At 70.2% G+C, this 12,394-nt stretch carries 6 protein-coding genes and 1 pseudogene; 5 read left to right on the forward strand and 2 right to left on the reverse strand.

Features of this window, described 5'->3' with window-relative positions; genetic code table 11:
- Positions 1-60: 60 nt before the first annotated feature.
- Positions 61-1,614, forward strand: a complete 1,554-nt coding sequence (locus D7V77_RS06040) for a 4-alpha-glucanotransferase (protein ID WP_120575312.1) — start codon at positions 61-63, stop codon at positions 1,612-1,614.
- A gap of 55 nt (positions 1,615-1,669) precedes the next feature.
- On the opposite strand, the gene D7V77_RS06045 is transcribed toward D7V77_RS06040, so the two are convergent.
- Positions 1,670-1,984 carry a hypothetical protein gene (locus D7V77_RS06045; protein WP_120575313.1) on the reverse strand — a complete coding sequence of 105 codons (315 nt, stop codon included), beginning with the start codon at positions 1,982-1,984 and terminating at the stop codon, positions 1,670-1,672.
- A 166-nt stretch (positions 1,985-2,150) separates the two neighbouring features.
- Here D7V77_RS06045 and D7V77_RS06050 point away from each other — a divergent pair, with 166 nt between their 5' ends.
- Positions 2,151-4,322 (forward strand): outer membrane protein assembly factor, encoded by a 2,172-nt coding sequence (locus D7V77_RS06050; protein WP_233596717.1) that lies wholly within the window; start codon positions 2,151-2,153, stop codon positions 4,320-4,322.
- A complete protein-coding gene (locus D7V77_RS06055; protein WP_120575314.1) occupies positions 4,319-9,058 on the forward strand; it encodes a translocation/assembly module TamB in 4,740 nt (1,579 codons plus the stop codon). Before D7V77_RS06050 ends, D7V77_RS06055 begins: the two co-directional genes overlap by 4 nt.
- Positions 9,059-9,103: 45 nt before the next feature.
- Here the strand turns inward: D7V77_RS06055 and D7V77_RS06060 are convergent, their stop codons facing one another.
- Entirely contained in the window at positions 9,104-10,150 is a 1,047-nt protein-coding gene (locus tag D7V77_RS06060) for a hypothetical protein (protein ID WP_120575315.1), read from the reverse strand.
- Positions 10,151-10,285: 135 nt separating this feature from the next.
- Here D7V77_RS06060 and D7V77_RS06065 point away from each other — a divergent pair, with 135 nt between their 5' ends.
- Together D7V77_RS06065 and D7V77_RS06070 are read left to right on the forward strand one after the other, a co-directional pair.
- Positions 10,286-11,602 (forward strand): hypothetical protein, encoded by a 1,317-nt coding sequence (locus D7V77_RS06065; protein WP_233596718.1) that lies wholly within the window; start codon positions 10,286-10,288, stop codon positions 11,600-11,602.
- A 212-nt stretch (positions 11,603-11,814) separates the two neighbouring features.
- Positions 11,815-12,394: pseudogene (locus D7V77_RS06070) on the forward strand (hypothetical protein); the annotation flags it as partial.

Genomic DNA, 12,394 nt, shown 5'->3' on the forward strand with positions numbered 1-12,394 from the left:
TGAACACCCGGGCGACGGCAGTTCACACCGGCCCGGGGCTGGGGCAGATTGTGCCGCACCATGTCCACTCCTGGCCGGCTCTCCGGTCTCCTGCTGCCCCTCTTCTCCCTGCGTTCGCGAACGGACTTCGGCATCGGTGACTTCGGTGCCATGGACGGCCTCTTCTCCTGGATGAAGGCCGCGCGTCAGCGCATGCTGATGGTGCTGCCGCTGCTCCCCACCGCGCCCGGCGACCCCAGCCCGTACGCCACGCGGTCCGCGTTCGGTCTCAACCCGCTGTTCATCGACCTGGACCAGGTGCCGGAGTTCCAGGCCACCGGCGCAGAGGGCGCGCTCAGCGACGCGCAGAAGCAGCAGCTGGCGGAGGCCCGCGCCGCGGCGCGCGTGCGCTACGACCTGGTGTTCCCGCTGAAGGACGCCGCGTTCGCGCGCGCCTTCGACCACTTCGAGAAGCACGAGTGGGCCCCGCGCACGCCGCGCGCCCAGGAGTTCCAGAAGTGGCGCGAGGCGCAGGGCGAGTGGCTGGAGAGCTACGCCCTCTTCACCGCCATCAGCGAGAAGGAAGACCGCCGTCCCTGGTGGCAGTGGCCCGAAGGCCTGAGCACGCGCCAGCCGGACGCGCTGCTCGCCATCCAGAAGGAAGGCATGGAGCGCCGCGTGCGCTACCACGCCTGGCTCCAGTGGCTGGCGGAGGCGCAGTGGAACCAGGTCCGCGCGCAGGCGAAGGCGAAGGACGTGCTGCTGTGCGGGGATGAGCCCTTCATCATCGGGCAGGACAGCTCCGACTGCTGGGCCCACCCGGACATCCTGCGCCGCGACGCGCGCCTGGGCGTGCCTCCGGACGACTTCTCCGCCACGGGCCAGGACTGGGGCCTGCCCTACTTCGACTTCGCCGCGATGGAGAAGGACGACTACGCGTGGCTGAAGAAGCGCGCGGCCAAGGCGGCCAGCTACTACGACCTGCGCCGCGTGGACCACGCGGTGGGCTACTTCCGCCAGTGGATCCGCGACGAGAAGAACCCCACCGGCTACTTCGTCCCCGGGGACGAGCCCACCTGGCGCCGCCAGGGTGAGAAGCACTTCCGGCTGCTGTCGGAGGGCGCGGGCATCGTCGCCGAGGACCTGGGCGTGATTCCCCCGTTCGTGCGTCAAATCCTCGCGGACCTGAAGCTGCCCGGCTACCGGGTGCTGCGCTGGGAGCGCGACGACAACACCTACCGCGACCCGCACCAGTTCCCCGTCGTGTCGCTGGTCACCACCGGCACGCACGACACGGAGCCGCAGGCGGAGTGGTGGGAGCAGGCGCGCGACGACGAGCGCCAGAACGCCGCGCGCGCGTGGCCTGAGTTCCAGGGCGTGGCGGTGACGCGCGAGTTCACCCCGGACATCCACCGCGCCACGCTGGCCGCCGCGCTCAACGCGGGCTCGGACCTGTGCGTGCTGCCGTGGCAGGACGTGCTGGGCACCCGCGACCGCATCAACCTGCCCGGCACCATGGGCGACGCCAACTGGGCCTACCGCATCGCGCAGGACACGGACGCGCTGCTCACGGAGCCGCAGACGAAGGACGCCGCGGAGCGCCTGGCGTGGCTCACCGCCTCGTCGCGCCGGTAGCCTGAAGCATCCGCCCCCGGGGACCGCTGCCCCGGGGTTCGAGGACGACGGCCGCCTACTGCTGGCCGTTGTCCTCGATGCACTTCACCTGGCCGGGGAAGCCGTCGAACACGGCGCAGCGGCGGCCCGCCTTCGCGCACTCCAACCGGTCGCAGATGTTGTCCACGACGCACAGGGGCGGCGAGCGGCCGAACTCCAGGAACAGCTCCGCGCAGAAGCGGAGCGGATCCGCGCATCCGACCGAGCCACAGTAGGGCGTGTCGGCGAGGTTCTCTCCCTCCTTGAGTTGGACCACTTCGTCTTCGCTCACGCCGCAGCCGGTGACCAGCACCAGCGTGGCCGACAGCAAGAGTGCGATTCGCCGGACCATAGGGACCCGAATCTGACGCACCCCGGGCCCGGTTGCACGCGCCACGGCGGGGCGCGGGGGCTGGCGGACACTGACCCCGTCCCCGAGGTCGCGGAATGCGACATTCGCCGCACAAAGAAACATTGCGAAACGCGTCAGGGGCTGGCCTTCCAGTAAGAAACGTGACGTGGCCGACGTCCGACTCCTCCGATTCCGCTCCGCCGTGCCCCTCGCGCTGACCGTGCTGCTGACGGCGTGCGCCACCACCTCCAATCAGCCCACCGGCCCGAAGGTGAAGTCCCTGGACATCGAGGGGACGAAGAAGGTGGACGACGGGGACATCAAGGACCGCATCCTCACGTCCTCCACGCCCTGGTACGCGTTCTGGCCCTTCGGCAAGGTGCACTACTTCGACACCAACGCGTGGCAGGCGGACCTGCGCCGCATCGAGCGCTTCTACCAGGCGGAGGGCTTCTACCAGGCGCAGGTGGAGTCCAACGAGGTCATCCCGGACGGCGACAAGGCCGTGCGCCTCAAGGTGGTGGTCAACGAGGGCGCGCCCACCCTCATCGACCGCATCGAAACGCACGGCCTGGAGCCCCTGCTCCAGGGGAAGGACCAGCCCTCGCTGCGCGAGCGGGAGCGCATCCTGGAGGAGCTGCCGGTGAAGACCGGAGACGTGTTCCGCGAGGAGACGTGGGCGGCCACCAAGGACCTGGTGCTGCAGCGGCTCAAGAACCTGGGGTATGCGGAGGCCGAGGTGGGCGGCGAGGTGCGCGTGGACGTGGCCACGCAGAAGGCCGTGGTGGACCTGCAGATCGCCCCGGGCCTGCGCTACCGCTTCGGCAACATCTTCATCGCCACGGACGCGAACCCGCAGGTACCGCCCCGCCGCATCATCGAGCAGGCGCAGGGCGCGGTCATCAAGGGCGCCTACTTCAGTGAAGCGGCGCTGGCGGAGGCGCAGGCTCGCGTCTTCCGCATGGGCGTCTTCGGCGCGGTGAAGGTGAACCGGGGCGCGCCGGACCGGCAGAACGCCACGGTGCCGGTGGTGGTGGACGTGCGCGAGTCGCCCTTCCACTCGCTGCGGCTGGGCGGCGGTATCGGCGTGGATGCCGCGCGGCAGGAAGGCCGCGTCCTGGGCGAGTGGACCAACCGCAACTTCCGCGGCGGCCTGCGAAGGCTCACCCTGCGCGGACGCCTGGGCTACGCGTTCATCCCCAACGTGCTGGCGAGCCTGCGCAACGACGAAGGCTCCGCTGAGGCCCCCATCTTCAGCTTCACCACGGAGTTCGAGCAGCCGCGCTTCCTCTTCCGCGACGTGGCCCTGCAGGCCTCCGTCACCGCGGAGAAGGGCCTCCAGCAGGCCTATTCGTTCTACGGCGGCTACCTCAAGACGGGCGTCATCTGGACGCCCCACCCGTCCTTCTCCGTCTTCCCCTCATACAACCTGCAGCTCTACCGGCTGACGGGGCAGGTGAGCCTGGACGAGAGCGTCCCGCCCATCATCCTGGGCTGCCCGAACACGGCGGGGCGGTGCGACCAGGCGCTGAGCTTCCTGGAGGTAGCGTTCGCCTGGGACCGGCGCGACGACCGCACCGAGCCGCGCGACGGCTACTACCTGGGCTTCTCCATCCAGAAGGGCGGCGGCCCCTTCTTCGGGCAGTACGACTACGTCCGGCTGTTGCCGGACCTGCGCTACTACCACTCCCTTGGAGACAAGAAGGACCTGACGCTCGCGGTGAAGCTGCGCGCGGGCACGCTGGACCCGGCGGGCGGCGGCCAGAGCTCCATCGTCACCCGCTTCTTCTCCGGCGGCGCCACCGCGATGCGCGGCTTCAACGGCCAGCGGCTGTCCCCCATGACGCCGCTGGCGCCCACCTACAAGAAGGACGACGACGGCAACGTCCTGTTGGACGCGAACGGCAACCCCATCCTGGATTCCTGGGACACGGTGCCCGTGGGCGGCAACAGCCTCTTCGAGAGCGCCGTGGAGCTGCGCTACATGCTCACGGACAGCCTGATGCTCGCCATCTTCTATGACTCCGGCCTCGTGGGCACGGAGGCGCTGTTCGGCAAGAACGCCCCCAAGCTGTTCGGTCCCGAGCACTACCACGCGCTGGGCGCCGGCCTGCGCTACCTGACAGTGGTGGGCCCCATCCGACTGGACATCGCCAGGCGCTTGAACATCGGGCGGGGATTGCCCGTCAGCGATCCCGGATACATCTATCCGTCCTCTGGTGGATGCCTGGGCTTCGGACGCAAGTTCGACAAGACCTCGACGTCCGCCGAGGCAGCGTACGCGGGTGCCCCGGAAGGGCTCTGCGCGGTCCATATCTCCATCGGAGAGGCGTTTTGAGCGAACCCACGACCCCCGCCTCCACCGCCCCGCCCCACCGGCGCAAGCGCTGGGGACGGCGGCTGCTGTGGGGCCTGCTCGGCTTCCTGGGACTCATCGTCCTGCTGGTGGCGGGCGTGCTCGTGTACGCCACCAGTCCCGGGGGTTCCGCCCGCATCGCCCGCTTTGGCGTGGACCTGGCGAACAAGCAGTTCGCCGGCCGGCTGGAGCTGGGCGGGTTCGACCTGGACCTCAACGGCGCGGTCCTCACCGGCATCAAGCTCTACACGCCGGAAGGTGACCTGGCGGCGGAGATCGCCCGCGTGGAGGCGCGGCTGAACCTGTCGCCGCTGCTGGGCCAGAAGGTGGACCTGACCAAGGTCCGCATCGAGACGCCCCGCCTGTACCTGGTGCAGGACGAGCGCGGCCTCAACCTGATGCGCGCGCTGGAGCCCCGGGAGCCCAAGCCCGAGGAGCCGCCCACTGAGAGCAAGAGCGCCCTGCGCATCCACCTCAAGGACTTCGAGCTGAGCCACGGCTACGTGGACTTCCGGCAGGAGCTGCCCGACGGCGGCGAGCGACAGGTTCGCCTGGAGGAGCTCGGCGCGAAGGGCGAAGGCCACTACGCGCTGGCGGACATGGACTTCGCGGCGGACCTGCAAGCCACCGGCGGCCTCACCCTTCCGCTCAAGGGCCCGGTGCGACTGGTGTTGAAGGGACAGGGCAAGGACGTGGTGCGCCAGGTGGACGCGCAGCTGGGGCTCGCGGGCATCGAGGCGGACCTGGGTGCGAAGCAGACTGGTGAGACAGCCGCGGCCGTGGAGCTGCGCCGGCTGGCCGTGCCGCCCGAGCCGGTGAAGGCCTTCGTGCCCGCGTATCCGCTGGTGGTGCCCATTGAAGCGAAGGGCACCGCGTCCATGGACGGCGACCTCGCGAAGGCCCAGCTGGGCGCGTCCGCGGGCAAGGCCACGCTGGACCTCACGGGCGACGTGAACCTCAAGACGTTCCGCACCTCGGAGACCACCGTGAAGGCGCGCGGGGTCAACCTGGCGGAGCTGATGGAGAACGGCATCCCCACCAACATCGCCGCGGACCTCATCGCGCACGGCGGTGGCGACAGCGTGGAGACGCTGGACGGCGACGTGGCCCTCACGGTGACCCCGTCCGAGTTCCGGGGCCAGTCGGTGGGCCCCATCGAGATGAAGGCCAGCGCCAAGGACGGCCGCTACAACGTGGCCAACCTGCGCGTGATGATGCCGGGAGCGGCGTTCGTCGCGTCTGGCGAAGGCACCTCGAAGGCGCTGGAGGCTCGCGGCAGCCTGTCCGCGGGCAACCTGAAGCTCCTGTCTCAGGCTCTCGACAAGCTGCTGCCCGGCGGCACCGTGCCGCCCATGTCCGGCAGCGGTTCGCTGGAGCTCCAGGTGAAGGGGCCGCCGCGCTCGCCGGGGGTGAAGGCGGACGGCAACTTCGTGGCGCTGAACTACGGCGACATCGCCATCCAGGACCTGTCGCTGAAGGCGAGCGTGCCGGACGTCACCCGTCCGCTCACCACCGACGCCACCGTGCTGGTGAGCGAGCTGAAGACCGCGGGCAAGACGTTCCGCGACCTGTCCCTGGCGCTCACCACCGGCGAGAACCGCGAGATGAAGGCCAGCGTGCGCGTGGACGGCGACGCGAAGCTCGCGCTGGGCGTGGAGGGCACGGTGGACGAGGACAACGAGGGGCTGGCCATGCGCGCCTTCTCGCTGTCCTGGCCAGAGGCCACGTGGACGCTCCAGCAGCCCACGCACCTGGCCTTCGGTGGCGGGCGCATCGCGCTGGCACCGCCGCTGGCTCTCGCGTCGGGGCCGCAGACCTTGAAGATCGCCGCGGTGAAGGACGGCGAGCGCGTGGACGCGCGCATCGACCTGGGCGCCTTCGACTTGTCGAAGCTGCCGCGCATCGCGGTGCCGGAGGACCTGGGCCTGGGCGGCACGCTGTCCGGACATGTCGCGGCGAAGGGCCGGATGGCGCGGCCGGACGCGGACGTGGACCTCACGCTGACGGACGGCAAGGCGCGCGGCTACGAGGGCCTGGGGCTCCAGGTGAAGGCGCGATACGTGAAGGACCGCGCCACCGGCACGCTGGGCGCGGAGCTGAACGCGGCGCGCGTGTCCTCGAAGTTCGACGTGCCCGTGCAGGGTGTGCTGCGCCGGCGCAACGAGCCGCTGTCCCTGACGGTGAACCTGGAGAAGCTGGACGTCGCGGAGGTGCTGAAGCTGGCGAACCAGCCACCCGGCCCTTCCGGTCAGGTCACCGGCACGCTGGTGGTGGACGGCTCCGCGAAGGACCCTCGCCTGGACCTGAAGGTGGTGGGCGCGGACCTGCGCTACCCCGGCCGGCCGGAGGCCCTCTTCGCGAAGGCGCTGGGCTTCGAGCTGCACGCGAACTCCGACGCGAACGACGCCACGCTGAGCGCGCGGATGGACGTGAAGGGCGTGGCGCCGCGGGCCTACGTCCTGGTGAAGACGCCCTTCACGCTGGGCGGCGTCATCGCGAACCCGCCCACGCCCGCGCAGGCGCTGGAGGCGCCGCTGCACCTGGAGGCGCTGGTGGCGGAGCTGCCCTTGACGCTGCTCCAAGGCGCGGAGGGCGTGGACAAGCCGGGCGGCACGGTGACGCTGAAGGCGGACGTGAGTGGCTCCGCGCTCGCGCCGCAGGGCCGCGTGGAGATGCAGGCCAAGGGCGTCACCGCCAACGGCCTGCCGCCCCTCAACGGCACCGCGCTGGCGCTGGCGGGCACCGAAGACGTGAAGCTGACGCTGGACGTGCAGCGCCCCAATGGGCCGCTGGCCACGCTGGAGGCGCGCGTGATGGCGCCGCTGGCCGCGCTCCAGGACCGCGAGGTGGTCAGCCGCGTGCCCTTCCGCATGAAGGGACGCGTGGGGCCCGTGCCCCTGAATGAGATTCCCGGCATGGCGGTGGAGCCGGCGCAGGGCAACCGCGGGCCGCAGGGCGTGCTGTCCATGGAGCTGGTGGCGCGTGGCACGCCGGAGGCCCCGGAGCTGGAGCTGAACGCGGGCATGCAGGGTCTGGGCGTCGCGCAGACGGCGCTGGGCCAGGCTCGGCTGCACTACTCCTACTCCCAGGCGAAGTCCCTCTTCGACGCGATGCTCACCGCGCCCGGCGGCGGGTCGCTGCTGCTGGGCGGCACCATGGACCTGGACCTGTCCCTGCCCGCGTTCCAGTCCGCGCAGGGGCCGGCGAAGAAGGCGGAGCGGGCGCCGGTGGAGGTGTCGCTGCGCGCGCGCCGCTTCGACCCGACGTTCCTCTCCGGCATCTCCCCGTATGTGCGCTCGCTGGGCGGCATCATGCAGGCGGACGCGAACCTGGGCGGCACCGTGGGCGCGCCGACCTTCAAGGGCGACCTGCAGTGGAAGGACGGCCGGCTGGGGCTGCAGGGCTTCGGCGAGTACCACGACATCCAGCTCGCGCTGAACGCGTCGCAGGAGCGCATCGACCTCAAGAAGCTCACCGCGAAGTCCGGCAACGGCACGCTGGAGCTGACGGCCACCGCGAACCGCCAGGGCAAGAGCGGCGAGTTCGTGCTGGAGGGCAAGGGCCACACCAAGAACCTGCCCATCGTGGTGGAGGACCAGCTCATGGCCCTCGTGACGCTGAACCTGTCCATGAAGGGCAGCCTCACCGAGCGGCTGGTGAACATCAGCGACCTGTCCATCCCGGAGGCGCACGTCGAACTGCCGGAGGCCAAGCGCAAGGACCTGCAACCCCTGGAGCGCCCCGTGGACGTGGTGATGGTCCGCAACGGCGTGCCGGTGGACAAGCGCAAGAAGAAGGAGAAGGCACCCACGCAGGTGGCCACGTCGCCGAAGGCGGAGAATCCGCGCAACGCGCCGGACTCGCCCGGCATGCCCGGCAACCCGGAGTCGACGCTGGGCAGCGGCGGCGCGGGCGGCCCCACGTCACAGGCGGAAGCGGAGGCCCTGGCGGAGGAAGGCGAGGACGAGGGACCCCCGCAGCGTCAGTTCTGGGTGAACATCAACGCGCCTCGCAACCTGTGGGTGCGCGGCACGGACCTCAACGTCCAGTTGGGCCTGTCCGAGGGCTTCCGCGTCGAATACGCCAACGAGGCGCGCATGTTCGGCGAGGTGATGGTGCTGCTGGGCCGCGTGGACGTGCTGGGCCGCCGCTTCGACGTGCAGCGCGACAGCCAGGTGCGCTTCACCGGCCCCGTGATGATGCCGTACATCAACGTCACCGCCGAGCACCGCAACGACAACGCGAACGTCACCGTCTTCGTCACCGTGCGAGGCCAGGGCAAGGAAGTGACGCTGAAGACGACGAGCGACCCGGCCCTGCCGGAGTCTGAAATCTACACGCTGCTCGCCACCGGCCGGCGCACGCTGGAGCGCGGCTCCGGCGCGTCCATGAACGCGAGCGCGCAAGCCGCGTCGGTGGTGGGTTCGTTCGTCGCCAACGAGGCGCGCAAGGCCATCGCCGCGAAGCTGCCCCTGGACGTGCTCTCCATCGAAGCGGGTGACAGCGGCATCGCCGGCACCAAGCTGGAGGTGGGCACGTACGTGACGGACAAAATCTACGTGGGCTACACCGGCCGCGTGGGCGCCAACCTCCAGAAGGGCGAGAACGCCAACGCCGTGCGCTTCCAGTACCTCTTCAGCCCGCGCTGGAGCCTGGAAGGCATGTACGGCGACGCGCGCTCCGGCGGCCTGGACCTCATCTGGACCAAGGAATACTGACTGCCCGGACGCAAGGGCGTCCCGTCCGGGCGGCGGTGTACCGCCCTACAGCGAGTACGCCGCGTAGCACGTGCCCACGGGCCCCACGCCCGTGGAGCCCGCGCCCGGCGCGTCCCGCCACGTCCCCTCCGCTCCGCACTGCTGCCAGAGGGTGCTGCTCACCTGCACGCAGGTGCGAAGGGGCACGCCGCGGCCCAGACGCGTGGAGGCGCAGTACGGGAAGGACACGTTGCAGTTGGACGGCTTCGCGGTGGTGCCTCCAATGAAGACGCCCTGCGAGCACTGACGCCACAGCGCGTCCGACGAGCTCTGCACGCACGAGCCCTCCGGCACCGTGGCGTCCACCGTGCCGGAGAAGCAGCCCTCCGCGGAGGTGAGCGTCCACGCGTACGCCGTCTTGTAGCGGTTGTAGATGGACGCCATCAGCGACGAGCCGCCCACCGTGGTGCGGCCGCACTGGATGGCGTACGCGCCCACCCAGGGCGTGTACGTGTAGAGCGCCGCGGTGGCGTGGTTCACCGGCTTCACCGAGCACGGGTCCGACGTGGACTTCGTCACGCCCGTCTTCCAGCCGGAGATGGTGGCCCGGCCCGCCTCCAGGTCGGTGAGGTAGCCGCGCATCTTCTTCGCACCGCACTCCACCTGCTTGCCGAAGCCCACGTATTGCGCGTCACAGCCGCTGCCGTCCGGACAGCCACAGCCCGTGGCCTTGCTCAGGTTGGTGGACGTGCCGCTCTGGATGAGGCTGGACTCGCCCTGGATGCGCGCCAGCATGTAGAGCGGGCTGATGTTGCTCGCGCGTGAGCGCTCCACGATGAGCGTCGCCGCCGTCTTGCCGTAGGCCGGGTCCGTGTAGCCCGCCAGGTACGAGCCCTGCTGCTGGAGGAACGCCTGCACCTGCGCCGGCGTGATGCCCGCCCCACCCGTGACGTCCGAGTCCTCCAGCAGGCGGTGCATGTCGTACTTCGTCGTCGCCTCCTGGAGCACCTGCCCGGTCAGCTCGTCGATGACCGGCTCGGGGGTTTCCTCCAGGGGACCGCAGCCGGCCGCCAGCAGCGCGGGTACCAGCAGCACGCACAAACGGAGCTTCATCACGCACACCTCAGGGGGAAGGCCGGCTGTGGGCCGGTGGGGCGAGCGTGACTCAAGACTTCCATGCAAGGCTAGGAAAAGCTCCCAGCGGTGAGGGGCATGGGAGGACGGGGGCGGAGTAGAGTTCTGGACATCATGCGGACCCCTGCCCTGTTTCGTCGGAAGTGTTGGCCGTTCCTCGCCGCGGGCCTGCTGGCCGTGGCGGGCTGTTCGGATTCGAGTGAGCCGGGTGGTGAGCCCGGGCCGGGCACGGATGGGCCCGGGGTGACGCCGGGCGACGGCTCGGAGTGCCTGGGCGCGAAGTTCCTCACCACGCTGGGCAAGAGCACGGTGCTGGTGGGCGCGCAGATGGAGGACGACACCGCGAAGGCCGCGCCCTTCGACGTGCGCTACCTCTACATCGCGGCGGGCCTGTTCGATTCGAAGGACGCGTGCAACTCGTGCGCGTCCGGGTGCACGTCCGACGGCGCGTCATGCTCCAACAGCGGTGGCGGCTGCGGGTGGTGGGGCTGCTGGCAGTACGACCAGGAGCCGCCCGGTGCCTACGTGCGCGACTTCATCAAGGCCGCGCAGACGAACGGGCAGATTCCCTTCATCACCTACTACGAGGCCTTCCAGGCCAGCGGCTACACGGAGGGCGAGCAGCAGCTGAAGGCGCTCAACGATTCGGCGTTCCTGGGGCGCTACCTCGCGGACTGGCGCTTCCTGCTGAAGCAGGTGGGCCAGGAGAAGGCGCTGCTGCAAATCGAGCCGGACATGTGGGCCTATCTCCAGTTCTTCCCCAAGGACGGCAAGGCGCAGTCCACGCCGGCCGCGGTGAAGGCGGCGAACCCCACGGACTGCGGCAGCCAGGAGAACAACGGGGCGGGCCTGGGCAAGTGCATGATCGCCATGGTGCGCAAGTACGCGCCCAACGCGAAGGTGGGCCTGCACGCGAGCGCGTGGGCGACGAAGACGGACGTGTCCCAGAATACGGATGCGTCGTTCGACGTGGCGGGCGAGGCGAACAAGGTCGCGGACTTCCTCCTGTCCGTGGGCGCGGGCGACACGGACTTCGTCACGGTGGAGGCGTCCGACCGCGACGCGGGCTGGTACGAGAAGACGACGGGCAGCGCGGCCTGGTGGGATCCGGAGAACCGCAAGCTGCCGCACTTCCACCAGGCCTTCACCTGGGCGAAGGCCGTCTCCACGCGGCTGGGCAAGCCGCACATCTGGTGGCAGCTGCCGGTGGGCAACATGTCCCTGCCCAACAGCGGCAAGCAGTGGCGCGACAACCGCGTGGACTACTTCCTCACCCACCCGGGCGAAGTGGCCGCCGCGGGCGGCGTGGGCATGTTGTTCGGCGCGGGCAACAACGAGCAGACCACGCCGGAGACGGACGGCGGCAACCTGGTGAAGCGCGTGAAGACGTACAAGGACGCGGGTGGCCAGGCCGCGTGCGTGAAGAACTGAGCCGGTGAGTTGAACCGTGCGCCCGGCCTCCATGCCGGGCGCACCCGGACCTCCGTCGCCCTGCCGGGCTTCGACGGCGTCCAGATTCTCCCAGGGTCATCGCGCGCGGGATTCCGACAGCACTAGCTCAAACGAGTGACTGTCACTCTCCGCGTCCCTTCTCCAACTTGCGGCCCGTGAAGGGTGGAGGTCTCACCTGCGAGGGGGAAGCGATGACCAGCGCTGAGTACATGTCCGATGTGGAGTCCCTCGACGCCATGGACGCCTGGGATGGACCGGATGCCCTCCAGGAGTTGGAGGACCTGGCGGACGAGTTCAGCGACCTGGAGGGCTTCGAGGCGGAGGGCTTCGAGGCGGACCCCTTCGAGCCGTCGGGCTTCGAGCCGTCAGGTTTCGAGCCCTCGGGCTTCGAGGATGACGGCTTCGAGGAGCTGTTCGCCGCGGCCGAAGCGGAGGACGCCTTCCTGGAGGAGGACGGCTTCGACGGGTTCGAGGCGAGCCCGGCCAGCGGTCTGTTCATGCCGGCCACCAGCAACCGCCTCGTGTCCGGCCCCGCCGCGGTGACGCTCGCGCGGACGCTCAACCCCTTCGTGCTGGAGTCCATGGACGCGGATGACGCCGAGGCCTTCCTCGGCCGCATCACCCGGCGCATCCGCAGCGCCGCGCGCGGCATCGCCCGGGGAGTGCGACGGGCGGGCCAGCTGGGGGCCGCGGCGCTGCGCCGCGCGGGTCCGCTGCTCGCCCGCGCGCTGCCGGTGGTCCAGCGCGTGGCGGGGCTCGCGGGGCCGTGGG

It is taken from the genome of Corallococcus sp. CA041A, from assembly GCF_003612075.1.
Taxonomy (GTDB): domain Bacteria; phylum Myxococcota; class Myxococcia; order Myxococcales; family Myxococcaceae; genus Corallococcus; species Corallococcus exiguus.